The sequence below is a fragment of the Halorubrum sp. B53 genome (assembly GCF_059752395.1).
This window is the reverse complement of sequence record NZ_MWTH01000006.1, coordinates 150466-176702: the sequence shown is the minus strand read 5'-3', so window position 1 is coordinate 176702 and position 26237 is coordinate 150466. Positions and strand designations below refer to the sequence as shown.

Here is a 26237-nt window from a genome sequence, read left to right as displayed (position 1 = left end):
GCCAGTTCGATCCGGAAAAATCTGTACGTTCAGCGAGAAAGTGTCGGAATAACCCCAAAGACAGTGGTAAACACCGATATTCTCGGACAGCACCGAGCGTCCGTGGAATCAGCACCACCGCGGGCGAACGGCCACGAGGCGTCGGACCGTCATCGATATCTGTTACCGTGCGGAGGACAGCATGTTACGGAGAATCGAGGCGAAAGCCTCGCGTTTAGCGCGGGGAGGATGTCGATCGGTCTGTTCGTCGGCTCACGCCCCTCAGTTCGTCAGTTCTTCGAGCGTGCGGTCGTGCGTGGCGGCGCTTTCGGTCAGCTTCTCGGCGAACTCGTCGACGCGGTCTTTGATCTCCTCGCCGGCCTCCTCCGGCGAGAACGACTCCGACATCGTCAGCAGGCGGACGAACGCGCGGAGCTCCTCGTCGGTGAGCTCCGCGAACTCGTCGTTCTCGAGCTTGCCGACCACCTCGTCGACGTCGATCTGGCCGACCGGTTCGACGTTGAACTCCACGTTGACCATCCGGTAGTTCGACCCGGCGAGCTGCTGTTCGGCCTTGCCGACCCCCTCGGAGAGCATGTCTTTAAATGGTGTGTGGTACCCCATCGTGCCGAGGTGGAGGAACGCGAGCATGTCGGTGATCCCCTGCGTGTACGCCTCGCGGTCCTCGTCGTCCGGGTCGAAGACGGTCTTTCGGTCGCGCTCCTCGAGACACTCAAAAAGGATGCTGAAATCGAGGATGGCGTTCCGGACGCGACGGCGGATCCGGTTTCGCTTCTGCTTCCGCGAGTGGTCCGTGTAATCCGTCTTGCGCCCGAGCAGAAAGTCGCGGTCGGACGGCGTGAGGATGCCGCGAGGCCGGTCCGACTCGGCCGCCGCCTCCAGCGACTCCGGCACGTCGTTCTGGCTCATGGCCGAAATACCGGGTGCCAGCGGATTAACAGTACTGATCGCTCCAACGAACGCCGCCGTTCGAGCCGAACATCTCCGGCCCGCGCCCCGCTACGGCCGCCGCCGCGAGAGGGCGACGAACGCGTTCGTGAGCAGGGCGACGCCGATGGCAAGGCTCGCCTCGTCGACGTCGAACGTCGGCGTGTGGTGGCTCGTCGGGTGGTCCGTGCCGACGATGAGGTACGACGCGAGCCCGCCCGCCTCCTGGACCTGCTGCATCAGATACGTGGCGTCCTCGCTCACGCCGAACTCCTCGGACGGGATCACCCGATCGATGCCGTCGACGTCCCACGCGACGTTCCCGACGAGCTCGCGGAGCGCCGGGTGGCTGTCGACGCACGGCGACTCGCTGATCATCCGCGGCGTGACGTCGCAGTCGTGGAGCTCGGCGGCGGCGTACAAAACACGCTCGAGCTCGTCGCGCGCGTACGTCATCAGCGCGGTCGTCTCGCCGCGGACCTCGGCGTCGATCGTCACCTCCTCCGCGATCACGTTGCTCGCGGAGCCGCCCTCGATCTTCCCGACGTTCACCCGGGTCGCCCCGTCGCGGTGGCGAGCGATCCCGTACGCGTTCTGGATCGCGGCCGCGGCGGCCTGCATGGCGTTGGCCCCCTCGTTCGGCGCCTTCCCCGCATGTGCGCTCGCGCCCTCGAAGGTCGCCGTCAGGTGCGCCATCGCCAGCGGGCTCTCCACGCCGGCGACGATCTCCCCCGTCGGGTGACCGAGCCCGATGTGGAGCGCGAACAGGTAGTCGACGCCGTCGAGGTGGCCGCTCTCGGCCATCGCCTTCCCGCCGCCGGAGATCTCCTCGGCCGGCTGGAAAAAGACCTTCAGCGTCCCCTCGAAGTCGCTCTCTTTTACGGCTTCCAGCGTCCCGAGCGCGATCGCGAGATGCGCGTCGTGGCCGCAGGCGTGCATGTACCCGTCGTGTTCCGACCGGAACCCCGCCGCCGCCGGCCGGTGGTCGGGGGCGTCCGACTCGCGGATCGAGATCGCGTCCAGATCGACGCGCAGGCCGATACACGGCCCCTCGCCCTGCGAGAGCGTCGCGACGACGCCCGTGTGGCCGCCCGCCGTGCGCTCTAAGAGATCGTCGCTGACCCCCGCCTCGCGGGCGCGGTCGAGCCACGGCTGAATCTCGTCGTCGTCGGGGACGGCCATCCGTGCGTCCGTGGCGAGCGCGTCGCGGCCGACGGCGATCTCGTCGACGCCGATGCGCTCGAGCTCCGCGACGACGCGGGCGGTCGTTCGGAACTCGCGCCACCCCGGCTCCGGATGGCGGTGGAACGCCCGCCGGAGGTCGCTCAGTCTGGCTCGCGCGTCGTGAGGCATCTGTCCGGAGGGCAGGCGATGAGGCTACTTAACGATAGTTACTATTCGTTTCGCCGGGCATCGCTGCCGAGGTCCGCCGGAGCTCGGTGTTCCCTCCCGCGCGTCGGAAGTCAGCCCGCCCGTGACCGTCCGATGTCGCCCGGGCTACAGTCGGACCTCGGTGCCGTCGCCCGCCTCGACCGCTCGCCGATATACCGCCTCGCCCGCCGCGGCGTCCAGCGTCGCGGATCCGACGCTCACGACGACAAGCGTCTCGTCGGGCGATTCCCTGACGTACCCGTCCGCAAGGGGGACGCCGAGCTCGACCACGTCGTCAGCGCCGAGGTCGCTCGCGAGGAGGTCGCCGGTGTCGGCGGCCTCCTCGGGCACGTCGGCGAACACCCGTTCGGCGCGGTCGAGGACGCGAGGATCGAGCTCCTGCATCTCCGCCGTGAACGCGCCGACGGCGACCACGAGGGTCCCCGCGTCGAGCGCGTCGGGCGGGAAGACGGGCTCGGTCGCGGTCGTCGCGGTCACGACCACGTCGGCGCCCGCGACGGCTTCGCCCGGCGCGTCGACCGCGCGCGCCGGGACCCCCTCCTCGCGCAGGTCCGCCGCACACGCCTCCCGCGAGTCGCTCGGCGAGTGGACCCGCACGTCCGACAGCGTCGCAACGGTCGCGATCGCCCGCGTCTGCCAGCGCGCCTGTGCGCCCGCCCCCACCACCCCGAGTGTGAGCCCCTCGCCGTCCGGCTCCGGAGCCAACGCCCGGACCGACACCGCCCCGATACAGCCGGTTCGGGCGTTCGTGATCGTCGTCCCCGCCATGAGCGCCTTCGGGAGGCCCGTCCGGGCCGCCGTGAGCACGATCTGCGCGTTGATCGTCGGGAGCCCGCGCTCCGCGTTTCCCTCGTGAACGCCGACGAGCTTCGTCGCGTAGTGATCCGCGCCGTGGACGTACGCCGGCATCGCGATGCCGGTCCCGAGCGGGCCGTCGCCGTCGAGCCCCTCGCCGACCGGGAAATGCGGTCGATGGGGTCGTTCGACCGCGCCGGCGGCCTGTTTGACTAACGCCTCCTCGACCACGTCGACGAGCGCCGCGAGATCGAGGCGTCGGTCGACCTCCTCCGCGGAGAGTACGAGCACCATATTCGGGGGGTCGCCTCCGGGCGACTTAGCCCGTTCGCCGGGGCGACTGATCGGCGTCGTACGTTTATCATTCCGGAGGGCGAACGCCGAGTATGGACGTACTCGTCGTGGGCGGGGGCGTCGTCGGGCTCTCGGCCGCGCACGCGTTAGCCGACCGCGGCGCGGACGTGACCCTCGTCGAGAAGGGGTCGCTGGGGAACGCCAGCACCGGCCGCTCGGCCGGCGGGATCCGGTCGCAGTTCTCCTCGCGCGTGAACGTCGAACTCTCGCTCGCCAGCAAGGCGGTGTGGAACGCCTTCGAGGAGCGGTTCGGCGTCGACATCGGGCTGCGGAAGACCGGCTACCTGCTCCTAGCTCGGACGGAGGCGGCCGCCGAGCGGTTCCGCGCGAACGTCGCCATGCAGCGCGAACTCGGCGCGGACAGCGAGTTTCTCACGCCCGCGGCGGCGACGGACCACTGCCCGGGGCTCGACCCGGAGCCGTTCGTCGCGGCGACGTACAACCCCGACGACGGGTTCGCCGACCCGAACCTCGCCGTGCAGGGATACGCCGCGGCCGCCCGCGAACTGGGCGTCGACGTTCGGACGAAGACGGCCGTCACGGACCTCCACCGGGAGGGTGACCGCGTCGTCGGGGCGAACATCCGCGAGACCGGTGCGACAGACGCCGAGCGCCACGCGGTCGACCGCGTCGTCAACGCCGCGGGCGCGTGGGCCGCCAACGTTGGCGCGATGGCCGGCGTCGACCTCCCGATCGCGCCCCGGCGCCGACAGATCGCCGTGGTCGACCCCGCGCCCCCAGTGCCCGAGTCGGTCCCGCTGACGATCGACCTCGAGACGGGGTCGTACTTCCGGCCCGAGCGAGACGGGGCGGCGCTCGTCGGCGGCCACTTCGACGCGGCCGACCCCGACTACGACCCCGACGCCTACGACGAGGGGATGGACGTCGAGTGGGCGGCGCGCGCGGTCGAGCACGCCGCCGACTACACCGCCTACTTCGGGCCCGACACCCGGATCAAACGGGGGTGGGCCGGGCTGTACGCGGTCACGCCCGACCACCACCCGATCGTTGAGGAGACGCGCCCCGGCCTCGTGACCGTCGCCGGCTTCTCCGGCCACGGGTTCCAGCACGCGCCCGCCGCGGGCCGGATCGCCGCCGACCTCGGCGTCGACGGAGAGACGGATCTCCTCGACGTCTCCCCGCTGTCGGGCGACCGGTTCGAGCGCGGCGAGACGCTCAGCGAGCGACACGTCGCCTGAACGACCGTCGGGCGAACGCCGCGTCGTGGCCACCGCCCCGCGTCGCTCGCGCGCCGGGCGCGCCGACGGCCGGGACGCTACTCCGCGTCCGCCGCCACCCGCACCACCTGCTTGCCGATGTTGTCGCCCGAGAAGAGGCCGAGGAAGGCGTCCGGAGCGTTCTCCAGGCCGTCGACGACCGTTTCGCGGTGTTTCAGGTCGCCGCTCGCGACCCACCGCCCGAGCCGCTCGCTGGCCTCGCCGAACCGGCTCGCGAAGTCGCTCACGAGCAGCCCCTCGACCCGCGCTCGCACGGAGATGAGTTGGGGCAGCTTCCGCGGCCCGGTCGGGATCTCCTCGTCGTTGTAGTGTGCGATCTGCCCGCAGACGGCGACGCGCGCGTCGAGGTTCAGCTGCGTGAACACGGCGTCGGTGATGGGACCGCCCACGTTGTCGAAGTAGACGTCGACGCCGTCGGGCGCGGCCTCGTCGAGCGCGGCGCGGTAGTCGTCGGTCGTCTTGTAGTTGATCGCCGCGTCGAAGCCGAGGTCGTCGGTGAGCCAGTCGGTCTTCTCGTCGGAGCCGGCGAAGCCGACGACGCGGCAGCCGGCGCGCTTCGCGATCTGGCCGACAACCGAGCCGACCGCGCCCGCGGCGCCCGAGACGACGACCGTGTCGCCGGGCTTCGGCTCGCCGACCTCGAGCAGCCCGAAGTAGGCGGTCCGGCCCGGCATCCCGAGGACGCCGAGGTAGGCCTCCGGGTCGGCGACCGTCGGATCGACCGGAGCGACGTCGGCGGCGTTGAGGGTCGCGTAGTCGGCCCACGCCCCCTCGCCAGTCACGAGGTCGCCCGCGGAGTACGCGTCGCCCTCGCTCTCGACGACCTCGCCGACGATTCCGCCCTTGAGGCGGTCGCCGACATCCCATGGCTCGGCGTACGACTCGGCGTCGCGCATCCGCCCGCGCATGTACGGATCGACAGAGAGGTATCGGGTGCGGACGAGGAGCTCGCCCGGCGCGGGCGAAGGGACATCGGTCTCGCGGAGTTCGAAGCTGTCCATGTCGGGCTCGCCGGTCGGCCGCTCGGCGAGCAGCCACTCGCGGTTGGTATCTGTCACGCTCGCCGTTGTCGGTTGGAACCCAATAGGGTTTGGACGCCAGCAGGGAGCGGGGGCGACGGCATCGATACGCGGTCCCGCGCGTTGTCCCCGCCACTCGCCGGGATACCCGGCGTTCGGCCACTGCCCGGCATAATTCTTAATAGATATTAATGACGTTTGGATCACATGACAAAGCGATCCGTTACCGTCCCCCAAGAGGTCCAGGCGCGGATCGACCGGTACATCGACTCCGTGGACGACCGGCTCGCGGGATCGGAGCCGACGGCCGACGTGGTACAGGAGGTCCTTGCCGAGCTGCACGGCGACGGCGACGTGTACGACCGGTGGCAGGCGGGCGAGTCGATCCGGTCGTTCCAGCGGCTGCGCCTCGACCGCTACGACCCGAGAAACGTGCTGGTGAAAGGCGACGAGTGGGCCGAGAAAGACGAGCGGGCGTTCCGCGAGGCGAAGTCGATCAAGTGGCTGTGGGCGGGGTTCGACGCCTCGCCCGCGGCCAACGACCTGGCATTCGCGCTGCCGTTCCGGGAGATGCTGGCGAATCACCTCTTCGCCGAGGCGGGCGAGGACCTCTTCTTGGAGCGGGGGATCACCTTCCCGTGCGGGCACAACATCGAGATGGGCGATCGCACGGTCGTCCACCAGAACGTCCTGTTGGACGACAGGGGTGCGCTCTCGATCGGCGACCGCGTCTCGATCGCCGACGGCGCGACGATTCACAGCCACGGCCACGACGTCGTCGATCAGACGGATGTCTCCATCTACCTGACCGAGATCGACGACGACGTCCGGATCGCCTCCGAGGCGATGGTGGCGGCCGGCTGTCGCGTCGGCGAGAACGCCATGGTCGGCGCGAAGGGGATCGTCCGCGGCGACGTGCCCGCGCACCACGTCGCCGTCGGGACGCCGGCGAAGAGCGTGCGGGTCAAGCCGGGCTGGGAGTCGGTCGCCGCCGATCTGGGCCCGCTCACGGACCGGCGCGACCAACGGCGGATCGACTACGACATCGCCGAGGAGATCGATGTCGTCGACGAGTTCCAGCGGAACCTCTCACCGCCCGACAGCGGCGACACCGCGGGCGACTGACGGCGGGCTCTCGTCAGCCGGTGTGGCGCGTGTCCGCGGCCCCGCTCTATCCGCCGTGGCGCGTGGCCGCGGTGTCGTCCGCCGCCGAGGAGGCCGCCTCGCCGGCCAGCGGGATCGAGACGCGATTGTCGGTCCGCTCGACATCGGTCCCGAACGCCGCGGAGCGCTCGGCGACGGTCTCGCGCACCCACGCGGCGATTTCGGGGCCAGCGAGCGTCGCCGCCTCGTCGGCGATCGCGGTCGGCTCGACGCGCAGCTCGGCGAGGTCGCCGTCGCGGACGACCAGCTCGAACAGCGCGCTGCGCTTGTTGTGAACGCCCTCGCGGTCGGCGTAGTCGACGTAGTCGTCCACGAAGTCGCCCGCGTCGTAGATGATCGGGCGGCCGCGGTACACCTCGACGCCCTGCAGGACGTGCGCGCTGTGGCCGTGGACGACGTCGACGCCCCGGTCGACGAGCCACCGCCCGAACCGCTCGTGGACCCGCCGCGGCTCGGTCTCCCAGTTCGCCCCCCAGTGGAGTGAGGCGACGACGAGGTCGGGGTCGTGCGAGCGGGCGCGCTCAAGAATTCCCTCGACGAGCGACCGGGTCGCTGGGAGCCGCGGATCGAGCGTCGCGAAGGCGGTCCCCGGCTCGTCCGCCGCCGCGGCGAACGCCGCGGCCTGGTCGGTGAGGCCGAACGCCGCGACGGTGAGCTCGCCCGCCTCGAAGGTCATGGGGGCGAGCGCCGCGTCGCGGTCGGTCCCGGCGCCGGCATACGCGATGTCGGCGTCGCGCAAGTGCGTCCGCGTGTCGTGGAGCGCGGGCTCCCGATAGTCAAGGACGTGGTTGTTCGCGAGCGAGACGAACGACGCGCCGGCGGCCTCCAGCGCCGGGATCGCGAAGTCTGGGTCGGACCGGAAGTAGTACACCTTGTCCGGCCACCGCGTGCCGCGGTCGGAGACGCAACATTCCAGGTTGGCGACAAGCCCGTCGAGCGCCTCGAGCCGCGGCAGCGTCGAGCCCCAGACGCCGCTCGGCTCGCCGTCGGCCCACCGCTCGGTGACGCTGCGCCCGAGCATGCAGTCGCCGACGAACCCGATCCGCGCGTCGACGTCGGCGGCGTCGAGGGCGTCGCGGTCTCCCCAGTCACCGGCGCGCCGACCGGACGGCAGCGCGGCGCAGCCGGCGACGCCGGCGAGTCCGGCGACGCCCGACGCCAACAGGCTTCGACGCGTGTGCATCGCGTATTGGTTCGACGAGCGCCGATTTGAAGTCTGCGACCGGCCGCGGGCTGAGCTATCTCACAGGTAGGTCTGGTCGATGTACGCTCGCAGCCGCGACTCTGGTCCCGTAGCCGCTAACAACGTTGAGTGGGTCGTCCGATTGACTCATTAACTACCCAGACCGACGTTAGCCTTTTGTATGACAGAGAAAAAGTAATGATAGAAAATAGTATGAGTAAAGCAGAGTCTGAAAAGGTGGTCTCTGTGTCGTCGCGGGGACAAGCGACCATCCCGAAAGAGTTTCGCGAGGAGTTGGGTATCGACACGCCCGGCCGTGTGAAGTTCGTTCGAACCGAGGAGGGCGACATCGTTGTGCGTCCTATCCACTCGGTGACAGACCTGCGTGGGATTCTGGAAGACAAAACCGACGACCAGGGGCGCTCGGCAACCGAGCGCCTTCGAGAAGAACGCGAAGCGGACAACGCCAGCGAAGCGGCGTTGCGGCAGCGCTACGTCAGTGACGACGAGGGAGATGCGTGACGAGCAACGCTGAACCTCCCGAGTCGATCGTCTTCGACGCCGAGCCACTCATCGCCTACTTCTGTGATGAACCGGGGAGCGACACCGTCGAAGCGTACGTCGACGCCGTTGAAGGCAAAGCAGACGGCTACATCTCGGCTGTTAATCTCGCCGAAGTCCATTATATCGTCCGGGCAATCGACGGCGAGGAACGTGCCGATGCCGTCGTCGATGTGCTTGAGGAAAGCGGCATCCGTCGAATCGATACCGAACACACGTGGCCGTTGGCGGCCGAGTTCAAATTTGGCTACGCTCCGGCGCTCGGCGACGCCTTCGCGCTCGGGACCGCAGCACACGTCGGCGGGACGCTGCTCGTCGGTGCCGATGGTGATTACGACGATGTTACTGAAGTCCCGATCACTCGGTTCCGGACCGAACCGGCGTAGTTGGGTAAGGTAGCTTCTCTGTTTAGCTCGTCGCCTGCACAGAGTTCGACGCGCGTTGGTTGCGGCTCACCGGCCCGCTGCCGACTGTCAGTAACCCACTCCGGAGCCAAGCCCCGGGCCAGTCGTCTTGTACACCTCCACACGGTAGAACACGTTACCGGACGCCTCAAGCTCCCTCTGACTCCGTAGTTAGTACTCGATCGCCGCCGAGTACCGGTCCAACACGAGCACGAACGCCGCGCCGGCGACCGCCGCGAGCGCGAACCGCGGCGCCGCGGCGCGCCACGTCTCGCCGCTCTCGGCCAGGCGGACCGACACCTCGACGAGGGGCGCCCGGAGCGCGCCCACCACCAGACTCACGAGAAAGGCGAGCGTCGCGGCCCGGGCCCGCGTGAGCGCGTAGCGGATGGCGTGTGCAACCGTGAACAGCCCGACGACGCCGCCAGCGAGGAACGCCACCACGGGCGGGACGGTCGCGAGGAGCGCGTCGCTTCCGTCGCCGGTGAGGAACGCGACGAGCCCGTCGACCGCTCGGCTCACGGTGCCCGACATGTACTCGTACTGGCCGAGCACGACCAGCAGGAGGGAGCCGGAAATCCCCGGGAGCACCATCGCGCTGACCGCGACCGCGCCGGCGACGAAGACGACCGGCAGCGAGCTGCCGAGCGCGGTCGACGCGTACCCCGACGCGAGGAAGGCGAGCAGAAAGCCCGCGCCCGCCGCCGCCTTGCGACGGGGCGTGTCGAGCGCGACGCCGCCGAGGAGGACGCCCGCCGACGCCGCGATCAGCCCGAAAAAGAAGCCGTACGTCGCGACCGGCTGGGTCGTAAGCAGGTAGTTGACGCCGCTCAAGACGGCGACGACCGCCGTGCCGATGCCCGCGCCGAGCACGAGGAGGAAGGCGCCGTCGATCTCGTGGAACGCGGCGCGCGCGTCCGGGATGTTGGTGGGTCGGACGCCCGTGAGGATCCGTTGGATCCGTCCGGGATCGATCGCGGTGACGGCCGCGATCAGCCGCTCGTAGATGCCGACGATGAGCGCGATGGTGCCGCCGGAGACGCCGGGGACCGCGTCCGCGCTCCCCATCGCGATCCCCTTCAGATACAGCGTTGCCCACTCCCGGAGGCCGGCCATCGCTGGTTACGCGCTCGTCCCGTCGCGGGGCGTCGCGACGGTCGCCGTCGCGTCCGCGACGACCGCGCTCGCGGGCGTGATCGTCGCGCTCTCGTTGCCGCCGTCGCCATTAGAGCCGCTCCCGTCGACCGGACAGTCGGGGTCGCCGCTCGGACAGTCGATAACCTCTTCTTCGAGCTCGACCGTCGCCGCGGCGTCGTCCGCGCCGACGACCTGGCCCTCGGTCACTTCGACCTGGCCGACGCGCTGGGTGGTGTACAGATCGTCGCCGGTTACCTGTTCGGTGCTGACGGTGTACGGCCCGGTCGCGCGCACGCTGGTGTTCGTGTAGCCGTTGTCGGGGCCGAACTCGTCGTACCCCGTCGTGGAGTACGGCACCGTGAACTCGAAGTCGCCGTTGGAGTCTGCTTCGGCGTACTGCGTGTACTCGAACGTCTGCCCGGAGGCCTTCTGCATCTCGACGGTCGCTTCAACTTCTTGGCCGGGCTCGGCGCCCGATCCTTCGATCGTCGCGCCAGGCACCCGTTCGAACGTCTTCACGTAGTCGTCCTGGAACGCCGCGAGGAACGACTCGCCGAGGATATCCTCGACGCTGGTCCCTTCGGGGAGGAGCTGTTGGAGCACGCGGACCTGCAGCGCCGAGGGCGACTGGCCCTTGGCTTGGGAGGCGTGGACGAGCCGGTGGTGTTCGAGGGCTGTGACGCGCTCGGAGGGGAGCGTGCCGACGCCGCCGATCTGAGCGCTGCCGTCCTCCGCGACGTACTCCCGGGCTGCGGTCATGTTGTCGAACTGTTTGATTGTGGTCGTCGGGTCGGCCGGGAGCGTGTTCACTTCGACCTGCTCGCCGCTCTGCGTCTGGGCAGTCCGGGTCTCCCAGTCGACGACGACCGGTTCGGGCTCAACCGCGCTGCCGTAATGCTCGTACAGGCGGATCATCTGGCTCTCGTGATACCGCTGGGTGTTCACCTGCATCACCGTCTGGAACCCGCCCTGCTCGGTCTGCTGGTAGAGGACGCGGTTGAAATCGGAGCGCGTCTCGTTGCCCGAGTAGAAGGTGACGGGCGCGCCGAACTTGGAGTTCGGCGAGGCCATCTGCCAGTCGACCATCACGTAGCGGGTGTTTTCCCCTTCTTCGCTCTGGCTCGCGAGCACTTCGCGGGACGCCTCTTCAGTCGGCGCGAGGAGGTAGTCAGCGGCTTCGCCCGCGTTCTGCTGGAACGGGTTCGCGTTCGGGATGCGCTCGGCGCGGGTGGTGATCCAGTGGCCGTAGTCCCACCACGACTGCACGCCGTACGCGCCCTCCGGATACTCGAAGTCGCCGTCGTCGGGGCGCTCGTAGGTGCCGTACAGCTCCATGGGGTTGTCCGCGCCCTCGAGCTCGCCCGGTGTGGGCGTCTCGTCGTTCATCCACTGGAGGCTGCCGTCCCACTGGGTGACGCCCCCGGGGCCGGTGTTCGCGCCGGCGGCCCAGACGGGGGTCGCCATCGCGACGAGGGGGACGATGAGGACGACGACGAGCGCGATCGCCGTCATCGCCTGCCAGCCTTCGATGTCGCGGAGGTCATCAAGTGAGTGGAGGCTGATTGCGTCGAGGGCCACTTGGAGGAAGTACGCCGCGCCGACCGCGACGATCACCGCGAGGTAGTAGTTGAAGCGGGTCTGGGTGAACGCGGCGCTCCCGATGAACGCCGCCCACACGACGAAGTAGAGCTCTTGGGTGTCGTACTCGACGAGGAACGTCGCGCCGACGAGGAACGCCGCGGCGATGACGAGCCCGACCACCTGCCAGCTCACGCCGACGACGCCGCCGATGGCGCCATACAGTTGTGGAACTGCGTAGACGGAGCCGACGACCGCGAGCGCGGCCGGAATGTAGAGGGTGTGGTTTGTGTCGTCAGAGCGGTAGAGGGGGCGCGCGAGGATGTAGAGGATCGCGGCGAGCGCGAGAAAGAACGCGAAGCCGTACTGCGAGAGGACAAAATCAGAGAAGGCCGCGTTCTGGAGTGGGGGCTGGGCCTCGCCGATTGTGCGGAGTCCGGCGCTCGCGCTGTAGCCGACGAAGTTCAGCAGATTACCTGTGAGTGTCGACCATAGCGACGGAAGCGCGAGCCAGACGATGCCCGCGGACGCGAGGATGAGGCCGCCGACCGCGGGCGGGTAGGTCGTGGTATCGAGGTCGCGCGACTCCCACTGACGAGCGAGCCACGCGAGAAAGACGGCGCCGAGGGCGACGCCAAGCGGGAGGACGACCTGGAGGAGCGAGTACTGAGTGGTTTGGAAGGAGAACGTGTCGAGCGGGATCAGCTGCATCAGAGCCGTCACGCCCATCGCGACCGCGCCGGCGAACGCGACGGGTTCGGGGCTTCTACCGTGGTAGGTGTCGCTCGTGAGCTTCACCGCGAGGAAGACGCCGGTGATCCCGACCAGCAGGACGCCGGGCTGCCACGTCCATATGTAGAGGCCGAGCGCGACGCCAGCCGCGGCCGCGTACGCAGTCGGACGCTTCAGTGCGTCCCAGTCGCGGTCGACGACGAGCTCCCAGACGGGCGCCTCGCGTTCGGCGACCGCGAAGGCGACGAGGAACGCGAGGACGGCGAGACTCTGAAAGAGGACCTCGGCCGCGCTGTGGTCCGGGAAGCCGACGAGACTGTAGCTGAAGAAGGTACCCGGGAGGAGCGCGAGGACGACGACCGCGGCGAGGGCCGCAAACCGATCGACGAGGCGACGCGCGATGAAGTACGTCGGAATCGCGACTAGCGCCCCGGCGATAGGGGCCATGATGAGCATGACTTCCTCGGTGCTGCCCATGATCGGGCGGGCGATCCAGACGCTGACCGCCATAATGTGGTCCCACAGCGTGCCGAACTGGCCGACTTGGCTACCGACCGGGAAGCCGGTCCAGACGTCGAAGGGGAGGGTACTCGGCCAGTTCTCGAGGAGATAACTCGTCTCGCGGAGGTGATACCACGCGTCGTTGCCGCGGAAGTACACCTCGCCGTTTTGAACGAAGTTACCGTACGAGCGGAGGCGGGTCCACAGCATGAACGCGAACGCCCCGAGGAGGATGAGGACGTGATACCACCGCCGGAGGACGTCGAGGGGCGATCCCCCGTCGTCTCCGACGGCGTCGGTTTGCTGACTCATTACACGAAGTCACTTCCAAAACCTCCATAAGGCTTGTTATATACCGGCCGGCAATAGACTTGTACACGTCGTGCTATCGCTGGGGTCAGATTGTCGTCGTGAAGACAGTCTGCGGGAGTTCAGCAGAAAGACTTCGTGAAGGTGCTTTTTTATTCGGCGCCGACAACACCGGCGTATGAACGTGTTTTCGGCGGCTGCGCTGGGCCTTCTGGGCGTGACGGCCGCGCCGTACCTCGCCTTCCTCGGGCTGTACGCGTGGGTCCGGCCGGAGGGTTCACCCGCCGCCAAGGAGCCGGCGGAGCCCACGGTGAGCGTCGTCCTCCCGACGTACAACGAAGAGCGAATTATTGAGGCGAAGCTCGACGACCTCCTCAAACTCGACTACCCGATGGCAAAAGTCGAGCTCGTCGTCGTGGACTCGTCGACCGACGAGACGCGATCGTTGATCCGCGAGTACTTCCGAGACGTAGACGCGCCCGATCTCGTGTTGATCGAAGAGGACGAGCGCCGGGGGCTCGCGCCCGCGCTCAACGAGGCGTACGAGGCGGCACAAAACGAGATGGTCGTCAAGACGGACTGCGACTCGAAGCTGCCACCGGACGTGCTCCGCGAAGCGGCCGCGAACCTCGCGGACGACGAGGTCGACGCCGTCACGGGACGGAACGTCGAGGTCCTCGGCGGGAGCGAGGTGGAGTCGGGATATCGGGGCGTACAGTCACACATCCAGCAGCTGGAGTCGCACCTCGACTCGACACTCATATTCCACGGGCCCTTCTCTGCGTTTGAGAACGACGCACTGCTGCCGATCGATCCGAGCTCGCTGGCCGACGACACGGAGCTCGCGCTGAAGATCCGGCGACAGGGCGGACGCGTGATCTTCGATCCTGCGGTACGGTACAAGGAAGCCAGTCACTCGGAGTTCGTGAAGCGACGCAAGCAGAAGGACCGACGCGCAATGGGGTTGATCCGACTGTTGGTCCAGCATCGGGACGCACTCGGGAGGTACGGCAAGTACGGGCAGGCGGTGTTGCCGTTCAACTGGTGGTTCATGATCGCCTCGCCGTGGTTGTTGGCGCTGACGCTGGTGGTTGGGATGGTCGCTGCGGTCGCGACGGTCGGTTGGGCGGCGATCGCGCTGCCAGTCGCCGTCGGTCTATTCACCTACTTCGGGCAGAGTGACGCGCTCGGTCCGGCGCAGGCGCTGTACTCGCTGTTCGACACGCAGGTGTCGTTACTGCGCGCGAGCGTAGAACTGCTGCGCGGGAAGGGTGACGGGACGTGGGAAGTGGACTCGGAGCTCCGGGAGGCGTTCGAGTGAAGATACTGTTTGTTACGCACCGATATCCGCCGCGAACCGGGGGCGTCGAAACGCACGTTCGAGAGATTGCGACGCGGCTCGTGGACCGCGGTCATGACGTGACTGTGTTCAGCGCCGACGCTGGAAGCGATGTGCCCTCAAAGGCGACAGACAGTGGTGTTCGTGTCCGCCGCTTTCGGTCACTAAGTACAGATGGTGCATTTTATGTCGCACCACAACTGGCGCTAGCAGTCAGCCGTTTCGAGGCCGATGTCGTCCACGCGCACAATTATCACGCGTTTCCGTTATTTTTTGCGGCACTCGGAACTACCTCTGATCGCTTTGTCGTAACCACACACTACCACGGTGGGAGTGCGAGCCGTCTCCGAGATGTTTTGCTGTCGGCCTACAGGCCGTTCGGTCGATGGGCAATCCAGCAGGCAGATAAAATCGTTGCTGTCAGCGACTGGGAACAAGACCGCTTACAGGAAGATTTCGACATCGACACTACAGTGATTCCGAACGGAGTCGACGTCGGGCGATTCGCCAACGCGGAGCCGGAACAGCGGGAGTGTCTGTATCTACTGTGCGTTGGTCGTCTTGAGGAGTACAAAGGCGTCCAACACGTTATACGGGCACTTCCGGAACTCCCCGATTACCAATTGGTGATCGTTGGCGACGGTCCGTACAGAGAGCAATTGAGACAAATTGCGCGTGACGAGGCTGTGGCAGATCGGGTCGATTTTCTTGGATACGTCGATGATAGCCGATTGCCCGGTCTGTACGCTGGCGCAGAAGTCTACGTAACAATGTCAGAGTTTGAAGCATACGGAATAACTGTCGCGGAGGCACTAGCTGCGGGCACACCATGTGTTATTCGGTGTATCGCAGGCTTGTCAGACTGGGCAGATCGAGACGACTGTATTGATATCGAACGAACAACCTCGAGTGAAATCGCCACTGCGGTTCGTCAAGGTGTTAGTTTGGATGGGCCTACCAAGCCAGTTCAAGACTGGGAACAGATCATCCACAAATTAGAGTCAATATATTTAATTAATAGTGGTCGATAATGAATTAAATATGACAAAGAAATCCAGATTTTTACGCTGTTTCGTAGAGTTAGACTATTGTAATATGATAGATGACCGCAGTAAAACAACAATATGAATACAAGTTCTCTGTGAGTGGCGTGAAACATGTAAACATACAAAACAAGTAAATCCGTTTTAATTTCGCATCATGTCTTCCATGCGATGTGTTTTACTTGGTTGGGTTACGGTCTTCCCAAGCAGATGTTTTCCTCTCATCTGGCGTGAACGACGGGCCTTGACAGTGAAATTATCACGTGTTCTCGTCACCTTTGGCTCCACGTAGTGGTTGGACTGTTCCATCTCCAGAACGTTTATATCGAGACTATAGCAATCAGGCGCCATGAACGTATTACTCGTCACGATTGACTCTCTCAGGAACGATCGAGTCGGGAACGATCGTGGTCTCACCCCCGAAATTGACGCAGTTTCCGAGTCTGGGATCGAATGTAGCCAAGCGATCACACATGGACAGGGGACTCCTGTTGCGTTCCCAGCAATCCTTACTGGAACGTATCCGATGCTGTACGGCGGGTGCTCAACGCTGTCTCCCCGTCGTCCTGCTTTGGCTCGACGACTTCAGAACGCGGGATACGACACGGTCGCGTTCACTTCGAACCCTCACCTCTTCGAGCGCTACGGATACGGTATCGGGTTCGATGAATTCAATGAATTCCGAGGAGATACGGACGGTGGCGCTGACACCTCCCACTCTGTGCTTGAACGACTCCGACTGGGAATAAGTTCAATAGTCGGCCAAGACTCCCGACTCTACGACATCCTCCGGCCGGTGTACTACTTTCTCCTGACCGCGACGGGCGAGCGACCGTATGCCCCGGCCGACGAAGTAAACGAGCGGTTCTTCTCGTGGCTCGACAACCGTGACTCGTCGGCCCCGTTCTTTTCATGGATCCACTACATGGATGTCCATTATCCGTTCTATCAAGACGACGACCGACTCGCCGAAGTCGGAGCTGACCCGATCCCGACTCGAACTCAGCGCCGAGTCAACCGCCTGATGAACGAGTCACCCGAGGAGTTAACCGATGACGATGTCTCAGCGCTCAGGTTGTTATACGACGCCGAAACCCGATTCACTGACGAACAGTTCGGCAGACTGCTGGACGGTCTCCGCGACCGCGACCTATACGATGATACCATCCTCATCGTTACGAGTGACCACGGTGAGGGACTGGGCGAACACGGCGGGTTCGGCCACTATAAGGCACTGTACGAGGAACTGTTCCGGATTCCCCTCGTGATCCGAGTACCCGGAGTCGGGTCCCACCGTATTGATGAACAGGTGGGCCAGATAGATATTGCCCCCACCATCCTCGACTTTCTTGGTGAACCGATCACCACAGACGAGGAAGAACCATTTTCGGGGACATCGCTCCGACGCCTGATCGATGACGACGAGGAGTGGTCTGATCGGCGACAAGTGATCGGCCACGGCGACCCACTCGGCGTCCGGACGGAACGATGGAAGTACATCTGGTGGGATCGTAAAGGCGACGAACCGCTGGATTCGGAATTATTCGATCTCCAAGCTGATCCCGGTGAGACGACGGACGTGAGCGACGAGTATCCTGAGGTCATCTCTGAGTTCGATACGTTCCTCTCTGATCATATTTCCCAAGCGGAAAGAACAGACCATGATCCACATACAGCGGCCAAATATGGCGGTGAGACAAGCGATAAACATGTTGAGGCACAATTAGAAGCGCTCGGGTACAAGTGATATTGTGTCTGCGTATCGTACTGATAACCGACAAAAGCTAACGTTACAGTCTGTTCGTCTTGTCGCGTCCAGAGGACCCATCGCGCGGCCACTACCCTCTTGGAAGAGAAGCGAGTTTTATGAGGTACATACTTGAAATGATTATATTAGTTTCGATTGGCTGTGTTGAATCGCCATACGGCAGCGAGGTAGGCCGCTAAATCAAAGGAATTGAACCGGGAGACTTCAGTTGTTCATGACCCAGATCTCCCGCTTCATCGGGGAAGTTGTGCCGGTTGCTCAAAGAGTTACTGGCGATGGAGGCGAATCCGCCGCCACCGTCCGGGGCGGCGGATTCGCCGACTACGCACTCGTTTCCCTCCATTGTCTCCGGATTTACCTCGATCCATCGTACCGTATGACGATCGACTTGTTCAAAGAGATGCCACAAATAACCGAGGATATCGGCCTCAGCGCGGCCGATCTCCCCGCGCCGTCCACGTTGTGTAAGGCGTTCGATCGGATCAGTATGAGCGTCTGTCGAGTGCTGCTGCGCCAGTCGGCGCAGCTGCACGATCTCTCTAAACACGCCGCGATCGACGCCACATTTTACGACCGCTCACCAGCGAGCCGCCACTACTGCCAGCGAATCAGCTACCGCGTTCAGAAGCTCAAAGTCACGAAACTCGTCGATACAGCGTCGCAAGCCGTTCTTGACGTTCACTGCTCAACGAATCGGGAAGGAAGCGACGCGGACCTCGCTGAGCAGATCGCCCGCCGGAACGCGGGCGATCTGCGGTCTCTTGCGGCCGATAAGGGCTACGACAAGCAATCGCTCCGCGAAGGTCTGCGTGAGCTCGGGATCAGACCGCTGATCAAGCACCGCATCTTCGCTCCGTACGACCACGCGCACAACGCCAGGATCGACGATAACCGCTACAATCAGCGCTCCATGACCGAAACCGTGAACTCGGCTGTCAAGCGCTCGCTCGGCTTCGCCGTGCGAGCGCGGTCGTGGTTCCGTGAGTTCCGCGAAATCGCGCTGATGTGTGTCGTCTTAACATCAAACGCTTCGTCACACCGTGAATCTCTCCGCCTTACAGCGATTCAACACAGCCGTTCGATTAAATATCTGATTTACATGCGGAGCTACAATATCAAAGATAGTAATTTGAGGCATCCATTTTTATGCTTCTGTTGGGATATTGTAACATATAGTAAATTATGGTCACGATACAAAATAAAACTGAGCTGACGGCTCGGAGCCTCATGAGTAACGCTTACTGGGGACTGCGGCTTCGTGTCGGCCGAAACACGATCAAACGAACACTTAACGATACAACCGCAGAATTCCCGGTCAAAAATAAAGCTGACGGGTGGAAATACTGGCAGCACGGCGGTGATATCTATGGAGAGAAAGCGGTCGTTTACGATGCGCTTAAACGCATTAAGCCAAGCGATACGTTCTGGGACGTCGGTAGTGCGGACGGCGGCTATTCGGCCTTTCTCGGCCAGCGATGTGCCAACGTTGTCGCATTCGAGCCGAGTTCGGACCGTATTAACCGGCTTCGTGAAACCCTCGAAATAAACGGAGTGGAGGCAACTATTCGACAACACGCTCTCGGAAGTTATGATGGGTTCGTTAGATTAAATAATGATATGTCGATCACATGTACGGGCGAGTCTCAAGGAAGCACGGACGAACCCAATATCCGTCGAGGGGACTCTGTTTCCCCGAACCCACTTCCTTCGCCAGATCTAATGAAAATTGATACTGAAGGCGCAGAACTCGAAGTCCTCCGCGGTATGGGTGACCTCCTGAATGAAGTTCGAGTGCTTTACGTCGAACCCCATCCAGACCACTACCACCGGTTTAACACCGACTGGGCGGAGGTTGAGGACTTCCTTGACAACTTCTCGTTCGAATTAGATCCGATCGAGGTGGACAGGGTAAATCCTCTATATCGGGCCATCCGACCTGAGTAATGATGACAAACGACATTGGCGGAACCGGGTTGTTCTTCAGTCGCGAACCCTGTCGTCGCTCTGGACCCTGACTAGGTCACTGGAACCGTCTATGTGGGTAGTGCTGAAATAAGGTAAGGATGAGCCAGTCAAAAAAATCGACCGCTCTATACTTTTATTCGACCCACTCAGCAGTGATAATGGTTGTATCGAGTTAGATACTTGGAGTGAAGAGGTGACACTCAGGTTGCTGATGAGATAGGTATATGAATTACGTGCTGATTTGATCAATTTATAGATATATTTAGCCATAGCGGTTGAGTACTACTAGAACTAGTTACCGAGGATCTCTCTTCACCCAGAATCTGTTTACTTGAAAATTCTCGCCGAATTGTGTATCCGGAAGCAATTCACCGATATCCGAGATCCGAGAGATGATTTTTGACATGCTCGGGATCAATTCGACCGAACAGATCTTCCTCTTCCAAATCGGGATCATATCCACGTTCATCGCTCCCGTTGATGTGGAGGTACGGAACCGATCTCACAGCAGGAACTGGAACGCCGTGAGGGTGCCCGTACGTGCCCCATTCGCCCATCGCATTCCCGTGGTCAGCCGACAAAGCTATTTGACTATCACAGTTCTGTCGGAGCACGTTGATGTGTTTCAAGACCCAGTCGAGATTATCCCAGTAAGCCTCGCGAAATTCGTCACGTGGGAGACGTCCAGCGGCGAGTTCATAGAACCCGTGGCCCCAGTTCGTATCCAGTAGATCACCGCCGTAGAACCACTCTTCGCGTGACCGGAACGGGGTGTGGGGCTGCATGTAGTGAACGATCATCCGGTTGACATCATATTGATCACGGTTACGCCACACGTGAATCGCTCGATCTGTCACTTCTCGTGGGTCTACCGCACGGATGTCGCCGATGTCGTGGTATTCACCCGAGACAATAGAACAGACACCGAACTGATCGATGTCGAAGTCCTCTATGAAGAGGTTCGCGGTCACGTACGCCGTATCTTCCATCTTGTCGTAGTGATCCGACCCAAACATTCCATCCATCCACTCTTTAGAGGTGCTACCGACCGACCATAGTGTGTCGACGGAACCTGATGGTGGAAGCCATTCTGTGCGATCGCATGCATCCTTCATTTGATCAACCCGGCAGGCATCAAGAATACAAAGTACTTCGAAATCTCGATCCCAGTGGGGTTCCTCAGTAGGAAACAGGGTATGTATTTTTCGGGCTCGTCGAAGTCCACCGACCCACAATTCCATCGCTCCGAGACGGATAGCGTCCTCTACAGGTAATTGAGTGAATCTGTCGGCAGTCATCGAAATCCAATCCATCAGCGACATTCGAAAGTACGTGTTTCATACTACATTTTAAACGGCGCGGTTCTCCAACAATCAGGTCGCTATCCACAGTTCTTCAGGTAGTTGTGAATCGGAGTGGCTGACTGGTTCTGAAATCATACCCCGTAGGTGCGGGATTCATCTGTCGTTGGAATGGCCTCATCCGTAGTGTTCACGCGAGGTGATTCTATATGATCCAATCTGTCTGATCGACTCAGATTTGCACGTTAGCGTCGGAGGTTGAGTGAACGAAGAGGTGGTCGATCTTTTCCATGAGGTCATCGACGCCGCGATCATCGTTGTCTCGAACCCACGAGAGAAGATTGTACACGGCTTCTTTCAGGGAGTGTTCGAGATTCGCTCGAAGCGATGACGCTTTCGAGCGAACCGTTCCCAAGGCGCTCGAATCGGGATCAAGACGAACGAGACTGTAGGCGGCCATCAGAAGGTGCCAGTGGCGACTGGCACCTTCGTCGATCTGCATCTCGCAGTCTCCCAAGCCGAGATCCTGCTTCGAGTCCTCGAAGAACGTCTCGATGCGCCACCGCATCCCGTAGGAGCGGATCACGTGCGGTGTCGGTGCGTCGATCTTATTCGTGGCGAGGTACTTAATCGGGTTCTCTTCGTCTTCGTCGGTCTCTTTCTCGGCGATGACCAGCTTCACGTCTCCCAACTGGGAGACGGGAAGCTTCTTCGTCCAGATGTCATAGAGCTCCTCGTCAACTTCGCGTTCAACCGTGTCGATGCGTTCTGCCAGCGCATCGACGCGGAGTTCTTCGCCGGCGTAGGTCACTTTTCGATTGCTCCGGAGCGGGCCGATCCAGTCCTTGCCGTAGGATTCGATCTGTTCGGAAAGGCCGGAGTCATGAGCGAACCACGAGTCGAAGAGGTAGGTGTCCCGGCGGACACCTACCTCTTCTTCGAGTTCGGTAACGATCTCGCGGGCGAGATCGTACTTGGTGTCGTGGTCTTGGTCATCATCGTCTTGCTGTTCGTAGAGCGGAAGGTGAGCGGATAGGCGGTTTTGTCGTCAGCGTAGAACGCGTAGATGAGGTCTTGGCCCCAGACAGTGTCGCCTTCAGCGTGATCGTAGAAGTGACCGACGCCGGGGACTTCGTCCCCAGATTTCTCGGTGATCGTATCGTCGAGGATGATGTAGCCATCCTGTGACCAGCGCGTTTCACCGTGTTTCTGGAGTTCTTTGAGGCGTTCGTGGTTGAACTCCTGTTCGTCCCAGTCGTACTCGGTGAGGAACTTGTTGAGGGCGCGTTTCCCCTGAGCTGGAAGGACTTCGCGTGCGATGCCCGCCACGGTCTTGTTGCTGGCCGCAACAAGACCTGTGGCGTAACTTTTCGCATGATGGCGTTGAGCCGGTGACAGCGAGTCGAACTCATCGAACACGTGCGTGCACGATAAGAAATCCGTAATCGGCATCATCCGTCCTTGCCACCGCCTACGTCACCCTCCTACTTCAACGTGCAAAGCTGAGTGGTCCAGTTGTTGGCGGTTCTGTTCTAACATTATTACAATAGCCAAAATGATAGTGTTTGATATTCCCCAAAGCACGTTTGATATTGTTCCAGGTTGTTCCAACCAATAGGGTGGAATACTTACTGAGACATACAGTGTTAGTCCCGACAAACTCCGAGAGTATTTAGGTGTGGTATCCGACGAAATGGTCGGTTCTTCGTCGATAACTCTATACTGGCATTGCCGTAATTAATGGACAGCACGGCACCGGTGAGGTGGATCAGAGACAAACACGTCGTTCAGCGACTACCCTCGTAGACGGAATAGCACCGAATAACGTTTCTAACCGAACTGGTGAAGTGTGTGGTGAGGTTGCTGACTGTCTCGAACAATTTAGATACGTACAAGAAAATTTGCGGAGCAAGACTCGTATCGATAAGCGGCTGCCGGGACGACAACACCCAGTTAGCGCCGGTCAAGCAGTTCTTGATACGCGCCGGCAACACGTTCGCCGTATCGGTCCCAAGTGTAATCTTCGACCTTCTTTCGAGCGTTCGTTCCCATCTGACGGCGTTTATCAGGGTCAGAAGCGAGTGACTCAAAGGCGTCGGCAACGGAATCCACATCACGATGCGAGACGACTAATCCGTGTTCGCCGTTCTCAACGAGACTACCGACATTAGGGGTGACGATTGACGGTAAAGCGGACGCCATCGCCTCGTAGCTCACGAGTGCGCTCCCTTCTTCGATAGACGGAAAGACAAAAACATTTGCCTCTCGGTATTTTTGCGCCATTTCGTCAACCCAGCCCACGAACTGGATCGAAGGATCATCACGGTACTCCGCGATGATGGGTGACGCCGCATCAGTTACTTCACCAGCAAGTATTAGTTCACCACCCACGTCGGCCTTCTGCCAAGCTGGAAGTAGGTACTGGATACCTTTCCGAAGTGAGATCGTTCCAGCGAACAGCGCAGTGAACTCGCCGTCTGGTCGAGCCGGGTCTTCTGGCGGTGTGAATTGATCAGTATCGACGCCGAACGGAATTACAAAGATATCGTCTTCGCTGTACCCTCGTTCACGGAACGTATTAGCTACAAATGTCGACGGAACAAACACTGCGTCACACTCCTGAAGTTCGGCTATTGCCCGGCGGTGCTTACGATCCCGGAACCCTCTTTCGGCGATCGGAATGTGACCCTCACCGTAATCGTCTCGTTCCCTGTTCACCAACTCTCGCTGAGCCTCTGGGTGGGTACTGGCTCGCTCGACGACGGTTATCGCTCCTTTCGCGTTAGCTCGACGGAGGGACCGGAGACACATATCGTTCCATCCATGAAACAGGTCGATATCGCTGACGTACCTGCTAGCTAAGAAATCGTACAGGGTGTTCTTCGGATAGTACAACGGAGAATGGTCAATAACACCACCAAATGGTACCTTCTTGATAGGTGCGTCAATCCCACTGGTGTCGGCCGTACGTAAGGTCAAGACCTGCGATAATAGAGATGACCGGTTCGCGCCCCGAACCGCATTACATGCGATACGGCCAATTCCGGATCCACATAGCTCTTCGCCGAAGGAGTAGACTACCTTGCCAGTCACGACCAGAAACTGACGACAATTGTATATAAAATTATTCTATTAGGTGATTCCGAAAATAGATGAGTTGTTAGCCATCTCTGCCCAGTTTCTGTTAAGATAGCGTCAATAATTCTCCGACTCTTTCCCATTAAACTCCCTTCTGGCCGACAGCATTTCGTACCAGCTACTTATCGCTGAGTGCGGCACGGAGTTCACCGTACCGAGCTAAACTGCGTTCGACTCCCGCGACCGCGCCAACCGCTGGGTCTCCAGTAGCGGTGGTCGCAGAAACGATAACCAGCGGCGCAGCGATGAGCCCCAAGACGATTCTCCACAACGGTCGTGGCTCCCCGTGAGCGCGATCCATATAGTAGGCCCCGGAGCCGTGACGGATCGCCCTTGACCGGAAGGAGGGCCAATCGTACTCGTCATTGTGTTCGACGACACAGGGAACGAATTTCATTTGATACCCCGAAGCTGCGACGCGTTTCTGGAGGTCTGCGTCCTCGCCTGCGGCCGTCGGGAACGTCTCATCGAAGCCGTCGACGGCTTCCAATGCCTTGCGCCGATACGCGATATTTGCCGTCGCTCCCATCGGGAGGTCACTCCCGCCGATGGTCGGCCCATCGGGGACCTCGTACACATATCTGACCCGGTACTTGTGGTGCCTAGCAAAGACGCTCCGTTTAAGTGCCTCTTCGGTAGGTAGTAGCGGTCCACCGACAGCCCCCACACCTGACTCGAATCCGGTGACGATAGACTCAATCCAATCCGGCGGAACTACGCAGTCGTCATCGGTAAATAGAATTATCTCAGCCTCGGTCGACCGCCAGCCACGGTTGCGGGCGGCAGCGGGGCCCGCGTTTGACTGACTAATCACTCGAACTCGATTAAACCGTGTACTCAACGAGTCGAGTATCTCTATCTGACTGTCGTCACTCGATCCATCGTCGACGACGACCACCTCGTAGTCGTCAACGGTTTGATCACATACAGATTCGATTGTGGCTTGGAGTCGCTCCGGTCGCTCGTACGTCGGGACGACTACGGCGACTCGGGGCCGTTCGTCTGTAAATGACATTAACTACAATCGAGAGGGGTGTGATACTTTATCGGGGGAGAATCCGACTGACGCGCAAGAAATTTGACACGCACCGGACAGACAACTTGTGATCATACGTGGAACCATCCGGCAACGGCTAAAAGTCATGTGGTAAGAAGGGCCCGCTAGCTCAGGAGTAAATCGGTTAGTAGCTCGGAGAGTTCGGCACCGACTGCGTTGGCGCTGAACGATTCAACAGCGCGAGACCGGGCACGCTCTCCGTACTCTGTCGATTCGTTACGAATCGCATCGATTCCCTCGCGGATCGCCACGGCTGTCGGCTCCTCGAGGAGGACACCGGTATCCCCGACAGCGTGTGGGATGTCTCCGATAGCGGTGGCAATTACTGGGGTTTCCATGCTCATCGCTTCTGAGAGCTTCGCCGGGAACTGATACTCCGAGTCTGGCAGGCGTTGCTGAGCTAGCACTAGTGCGTCTAATGCCGCGTAGTAGCGCGGAACCTCAGAGTGAGGAACCGACGGAACAAAGACAATATCATCGGTTGCTCGCCTCTTCAGTTGCTCGCCATAGCTGTTGTCCGCCGGTCCGACTATTAATCCACGTATGCCGTCATCCGCGCCGCAAATAGCATCGACGAGAGCATCGATTCCCTTCGCTTTGCGAGGAGTACCGATGAACCCGGCAACAAATTCATCCTCATCAAATCCGAGTTCCGCGCGTATTGCTTCGCGGTCGTACCGATCAGGGTCAAACCGTTCGGTGTCGACCGGCGTATGAAGTGCGGTCCCGTTGAGTTGCTCTGCCAGCGGACGGTTACTTGTTACCACCGCGTCGAAGGATGACAACGGGTCAAACGGTAGCATTTCTGCCCACTCTGTGCGGTCAAAGATATCCACGATAACCGGCACATCCCACGGCCCAAGGTGCTTTGCTAGGAGGCCAGCTCCAACACTCCCCTTCCAGCCACTTGCGACGACGACGACGTCCGGAGCAGGGGCGCTGTAAGCATAATGTGCCCACAATCGGAAGGAATCAGTTCCTTGGTTCGATAGCCTCCGGAGCCGATCTGGCACCGTCGGTTCACCATCCCAGTCGCCGTATCCTTTGGTGTCTACGGTATGAAAAGTAAATCGCTCAGAGTCGAAGTAGCTGTGAAGGCTTCGATCGTCGACCAGTCCGTAGACATCAACTTTCGCGTCAGGTAAGGCTTTCAACAGGAGATACGACCTGACGAGCGTGTTGTCGCTTAACCGCCGACAGAGAACTGCGACCCTCATCATCGATATCTGAGAGGGGATGAGGCTTGACCTTGTCGGAAATGAACAGTATACTGTGGCTTGTACTCCTTGTGTAGCCAAGGCTGCCCAGCTTTAGCTCAGTAGTCGGGAGATA

Annotated in this window: 19 protein-coding genes and 2 pseudogenes; 9 read left to right on the top strand and 12 right to left on the bottom strand. The window is 61.8% G+C overall.

Features of this window, described 5'->3' with window-relative positions:
* Positions 1-261 precede the first annotated feature (261 nt).
* The 3 genes from B4V06_RS06080 to B4V06_RS06070 all read right to left on the bottom strand — a co-directional run bounded on the left by B4V06_RS06080 (position 262) and on the right by B4V06_RS06070 (position 3408).
* Positions 262-909 (bottom strand): DUF8102 family protein, encoded by a 648-nt coding sequence (locus tag B4V06_RS06080; protein ID WP_123114604.1) that lies wholly within the window; start codon positions 907-909, stop codon positions 262-264.
* A 90-nt stretch (positions 910-999) separates the two neighbouring features.
* Positions 1000-2280, bottom strand: a complete 1281-nt coding sequence (locus B4V06_RS06075) for an amidohydrolase (protein ID WP_498168362.1) — start codon at positions 2278-2280, stop codon at positions 1000-1002.
* A 144-nt stretch (positions 2281-2424) separates the two neighbouring features.
* Positions 2425-3408, bottom strand: a complete 984-nt coding sequence (locus B4V06_RS06070; protein WP_498168359.1) for an ornithine cyclodeaminase family protein — start codon at positions 3406-3408, stop codon at positions 2425-2427.
* 92 nt (positions 3409-3500) lie between these two features.
* Between B4V06_RS06070 and B4V06_RS06065 the strand changes: the two genes are divergently transcribed.
* A complete protein-coding gene (locus tag B4V06_RS06065; protein ID WP_498168357.1) occupies positions 3501-4667 on the top strand; it encodes an NAD(P)/FAD-dependent oxidoreductase in 1167 nt (388 codons plus the stop codon).
* A 77-nt stretch (positions 4668-4744) separates the two neighbouring features.
* Here the strand turns inward: B4V06_RS06065 and B4V06_RS06060 are convergent, their stop codons facing one another.
* Positions 4745-5764: an NADP-dependent oxidoreductase gene (locus tag B4V06_RS06060; protein WP_498168355.1), complete on the bottom strand. Its 1020-nt coding sequence runs from the start codon at positions 5762-5764 to the stop codon at positions 4745-4747.
* A gap of 168 nt (positions 5765-5932) precedes the next feature.
* Between B4V06_RS06060 and B4V06_RS06055 the strand changes: the two genes are divergently transcribed.
* Complete coding sequence (locus B4V06_RS06055) at positions 5933-6850, top strand: acyltransferase (protein ID WP_498168352.1); 918 nt, start codon at positions 5933-5935, stop codon at positions 6848-6850.
* Between the two features lie 46 nt (positions 6851-6896).
* Here B4V06_RS06055 and B4V06_RS06050 read toward each other — a convergent pair whose 3' ends face one another.
* On the bottom strand, positions 6897-8072 hold the full coding sequence (locus B4V06_RS06050) for a CapA family protein (protein WP_498168349.1): 1176 nt from the start codon (positions 8070-8072) through the stop codon (positions 6897-6899).
* Between the two features lie 213 nt (positions 8073-8285).
* Between B4V06_RS06050 and B4V06_RS06045 the strand changes: the two genes are divergently transcribed.
* Positions 8286-8594, top strand: coding sequence for an AbrB/MazE/SpoVT family DNA-binding domain-containing protein (locus B4V06_RS06045; RefSeq protein ID WP_498168347.1), 309 nt, complete (start codon positions 8286-8288; stop codon positions 8592-8594).
* The gene (locus B4V06_RS06040; protein WP_498168345.1) at positions 8591-9019 is read left to right on the top strand and encodes a PIN domain-containing protein; all 429 of its coding nucleotides are present in this window, start codon (positions 8591-8593) and stop codon (positions 9017-9019) included. The genes B4V06_RS06045 and B4V06_RS06040 overlap by 4 nt, the downstream gene beginning before the upstream one ends.
* Positions 9020-9208: 189 nt before the next feature.
* Here the strand turns inward: B4V06_RS06040 and B4V06_RS06035 are convergent, their stop codons facing one another.
* On the bottom strand, positions 9209-10153 hold the full coding sequence (locus tag B4V06_RS06035) for a DUF368 domain-containing protein (RefSeq protein ID WP_498168342.1): 945 nt from the start codon (positions 10151-10153) through the stop codon (positions 9209-9211).
* A gap of 6 nt (positions 10154-10159) precedes the next feature.
* Positions 10160-13297 (bottom strand): oligosaccharyl transferase, archaeosortase A system-associated, encoded by a 3138-nt coding sequence (locus B4V06_RS06030; RefSeq protein WP_498168339.1) that lies wholly within the window; start codon positions 13295-13297, stop codon positions 10160-10162.
* 175 nt (positions 13298-13472) lie between these two features.
* Between B4V06_RS06030 and B4V06_RS06025 the strand changes: the two genes are divergently transcribed.
* From B4V06_RS06025 to B4V06_RS06005, 5 genes and pseudogenes are all read left to right on the top strand, one after another.
* Positions 13473-14615, top strand: a complete 1143-nt coding sequence (locus B4V06_RS06025) for a glycosyltransferase (protein ID WP_498168336.1) — start codon at positions 13473-13475, stop codon at positions 14613-14615.
* Positions 14612-15664 (top strand): glycosyltransferase family 4 protein, encoded by a 1053-nt coding sequence (locus tag B4V06_RS06020; protein ID WP_498168333.1) that lies wholly within the window; start codon positions 14612-14614, stop codon positions 15662-15664. Before B4V06_RS06025 ends, B4V06_RS06020 begins: the two co-directional genes overlap by 4 nt.
* Before the next feature lie 361 nt (positions 15665-16025).
* Positions 16026-17423, top strand: coding sequence for a sulfatase family protein (locus tag B4V06_RS06015; protein ID WP_498168330.1), 1398 nt, complete (start codon positions 16026-16028; stop codon positions 17421-17423).
* Between the two features lie 235 nt (positions 17424-17658).
* Positions 17659-18488 (top strand): annotated as a pseudogene (locus B4V06_RS06010) (IS5 family transposase).
* A 183-nt stretch (positions 18489-18671) separates the two neighbouring features.
* Positions 18672-19388 carry an FkbM family methyltransferase gene (locus B4V06_RS06005; protein WP_498168327.1) on the top strand — a complete coding sequence of 239 codons (717 nt, stop codon included), beginning with the start codon at positions 18672-18674 and terminating at the stop codon, positions 19386-19388.
* 389 nt (positions 19389-19777) lie between these two features.
* Here B4V06_RS06005 and B4V06_RS06000 read toward each other — a convergent pair whose 3' ends face one another.
* The 5 genes and pseudogenes from B4V06_RS06000 to B4V06_RS05980 all read right to left on the bottom strand — a co-directional run bounded on the left by B4V06_RS06000 (position 19778) and on the right by B4V06_RS05980 (position 26125).
* Positions 19778-20731, bottom strand: coding sequence for a hypothetical protein (locus B4V06_RS06000; RefSeq protein ID WP_498168324.1), 954 nt, complete (start codon positions 20729-20731; stop codon positions 19778-19780).
* 211 nt (positions 20732-20942) lie between these two features.
* Positions 20943-22165: pseudogene (locus tag B4V06_RS05995) on the bottom strand (IS701 family transposase).
* 498 nt (positions 22166-22663) lie between these two features.
* Positions 22664-23803 carry a glycosyltransferase gene (locus tag B4V06_RS05990; protein ID WP_498168321.1) on the bottom strand — a complete coding sequence of 380 codons (1140 nt, stop codon included), beginning with the start codon at positions 23801-23803 and terminating at the stop codon, positions 22664-22666.
* Between the two features lie 163 nt (positions 23804-23966).
* Positions 23967-24863, bottom strand: coding sequence for a glycosyltransferase family 2 protein (locus tag B4V06_RS05985; protein ID WP_498168319.1), 897 nt, complete (start codon positions 24861-24863; stop codon positions 23967-23969).
* Positions 24864-25009: 146 nt separating this feature from the next.
* On the bottom strand, positions 25010-26125 hold the full coding sequence (locus B4V06_RS05980) for a glycosyltransferase family 4 protein (protein ID WP_498168317.1): 1116 nt from the start codon (positions 26123-26125) through the stop codon (positions 25010-25012).
* Positions 26126-26237 lie beyond the last annotated feature (112 nt).

Excerpts from the sequence above, each read along its gene's own strand:
- B4V06_RS06080 (WP_123114604.1), bottom strand. The coding sequence starts at position 909 with ATGAGCCAGAACGACGTGCCGGAGTCGCTGGAGGCGGCGGCCGAGTCG.
- B4V06_RS06075 (WP_498168362.1), bottom strand. The coding sequence starts at position 2,280 with ATGCCTCACGACGCGCGAGCCAGACTGAGCGACCTCCGGCGGGCGTTC.
- B4V06_RS06070 (WP_498168359.1), bottom strand. The coding sequence starts at position 3,408 with ATGGTGCTCGTACTCTCCGCGGAGGAGGTCGACCGACGCCTCGATCTC.
- B4V06_RS06065 (WP_498168357.1), top strand. The coding sequence starts at position 3,501 with ATGGACGTACTCGTCGTGGGCGGGGGCGTCGTCGGGCTCTCGGCCGCG.
- B4V06_RS06055 (WP_498168352.1), top strand. The coding sequence starts at position 5,933 with ATGACAAAGCGATCCGTTACCGTCCCCCAAGAGGTCCAGGCGCGGATC.
- B4V06_RS06050 (WP_498168349.1), bottom strand. The coding sequence starts at position 8,072 with ATGCACACGCGTCGAAGCCTGTTGGCGTCGGGCGTCGCCGGACTCGCC.
- B4V06_RS06045 (WP_498168347.1), top strand. The coding sequence starts at position 8,286 with ATGAGTAAAGCAGAGTCTGAAAAGGTGGTCTCTGTGTCGTCGCGGGGA.
- B4V06_RS06035 (WP_498168342.1), bottom strand. The coding sequence starts at position 10,153 with ATGGCCGGCCTCCGGGAGTGGGCAACGCTGTATCTGAAGGGGATCGCG.
- B4V06_RS06030 (WP_498168339.1), bottom strand. The coding sequence starts at position 13,297 with ATGAGTCAGCAAACCGACGCCGTCGGAGACGACGGGGGATCGCCCCTC.
- B4V06_RS06025 (WP_498168336.1), top strand. The coding sequence starts at position 13,473 with ATGAACGTGTTTTCGGCGGCTGCGCTGGGCCTTCTGGGCGTGACGGCC.
- B4V06_RS06015 (WP_498168330.1), top strand. The coding sequence starts at position 16,026 with ATGAACGTATTACTCGTCACGATTGACTCTCTCAGGAACGATCGAGTC.
- B4V06_RS06005 (WP_498168327.1), top strand. The coding sequence starts at position 18,672 with ATGAGTAACGCTTACTGGGGACTGCGGCTTCGTGTCGGCCGAAACACG.
- B4V06_RS06000 (WP_498168324.1), bottom strand. The coding sequence starts at position 20,731 with ATGTCGCTGATGGATTGGATTTCGATGACTGCCGACAGATTCACTCAA.
- B4V06_RS05985 (WP_498168319.1), bottom strand. The coding sequence starts at position 24,863 with ATGTCATTTACAGACGAACGGCCCCGAGTCGCCGTAGTCGTCCCGACG.
- B4V06_RS05980 (WP_498168317.1), bottom strand. The coding sequence starts at position 26,125 with ATGATGAGGGTCGCAGTTCTCTGTCGGCGGTTAAGCGACAACACGCTC.